Source organism: Nocardia sp. 852002-51101_SCH5132738 (assembly GCF_001665695.1).
Taxonomy (GTDB): domain Bacteria; phylum Actinomycetota; class Actinomycetes; order Mycobacteriales; family Mycobacteriaceae; genus Nocardia; species Nocardia nova.
Genome location: NZ_LZML01000060.1, coordinates 1 through 1,304 on the forward strand (window position 1 = coordinate 1; position 1,304 = coordinate 1,304).

Annotated in this window: 1 protein-coding gene; it reads left to right on the forward strand. The window is 66.3% G+C overall.

What is annotated here, in order from left to right:
- The first annotated feature begins 213 nt into the window (after positions 1-213).
- Complete coding sequence (locus tag A5789_RS08725; RefSeq protein WP_369828761.1) at positions 214-1,287, forward strand: IS110 family transposase; 1,074 nt, start codon at positions 214-216, stop codon at positions 1,285-1,287.
- The last annotated feature ends 17 nt before the right edge of the window (positions 1,288-1,304 follow it).

Below are 1,304 nucleotides of genomic sequence, written 5' to 3' on the forward strand. Positions count from 1 at the left end.
CGTCAATGTAATGCTGTTGGCACCCAGCGGGGTTCGCTCGTTTTTTCGCTGCCCCAGCGTTGCGATGCTGGTGGCTTGTCACGATGTGCGGCCCCGCTGGGCCCGGCCGGTGGGGTTCGTGGCCTGATAGGAGCGCGCGACCTGCCCGATTGACGCGTGCCCGTCCTCACCCGGCTCGTCAGCCTGGATGAACAGTGGAGAGGACGAACCCCTTTGAGCCCGGTAGTGATTGGTGTTGATGCGCATAAGCGCAGCCATACCATGGTGGCCGCCGACGCGGTCGGCCGCCGACTGGCGGTCAAGACGATTGGAACGACCAGCGAAGACCATCTGAAGGCGGTGGAGTGGGCCCGACAGTGGCCCGACACGAAGTTCGCGCTCGAAGACTGCCGCCACGTCACCCGCAGGTTCGAACGTGACCTTCTCGGCGCGGGACTCGAAGTGGTCCGGGTGCCAACGCATCTGATGGCTGCGGCCCGCCGCGGCGGCCGCGAAAAAGGCAAATCCGACCCGATCGACGCCCTGGCTGTCGCGCATGCCGCATTGCGCGAACCAGACCTGCCGACCGCGCGCCTGGACGGCCCCGCGCGTGAGGTGAAGCTGCTGTCGGACTATCGCCATACTCTGGTCACCGAGCGCACGGAGCTGATCAACCGGCTGCGCTGGCACCTTCACGAACTCGATCCTGGGCTCGAAATCCCCTCCCGAGGACTGCGCCGCTACTGCGTCATCGACGACCTTGCTCAGCGACTGACCGAGTTCGACGGCCTGGTCGCCGAACTCGCGCGGGCGATGACCGCCCGCTGCCGGGAGCTGACCCAGCAGGTCAACGATCTGGAGCGCCAACTACGTGACCGGATCCGGGCTCTGGCACCGAGCCTGCTGGCCGTTCCCGGCTGCGGGGTCCTGTCGGCCGCAGTAATCGTCGGGGAAACTGCTGGAGCGCAACGGTTTCGGAACAAGAATGCTTATGCGCGGTTCACCGGGACCGCTCCGATCCCAGTGTGGTCGGGCGCCACCTCGGGCAAGGTACGACTCAATCGCGGCGGCAACCGCTGGATCAACTGCGCCCTGCACATGATCGCGCTCACCCAGACTCGCGGCCACGGACCGGGCAAGGAATACGTCGACAAGCTCGTCGGCCGGGGAAAGACCCGCGTCGAGGCCATGCGACTGCTGCGCCGGCGCCTGTCCGACGTCGTCTTCCGAGCCCTGATCAGCGACGAACGAACCGTAGCCCAGCAGTCCACCGCGGTCACCGAAATCGCTGCGCTGCACGCAGCTTGACATAGGAGCATCGCCGA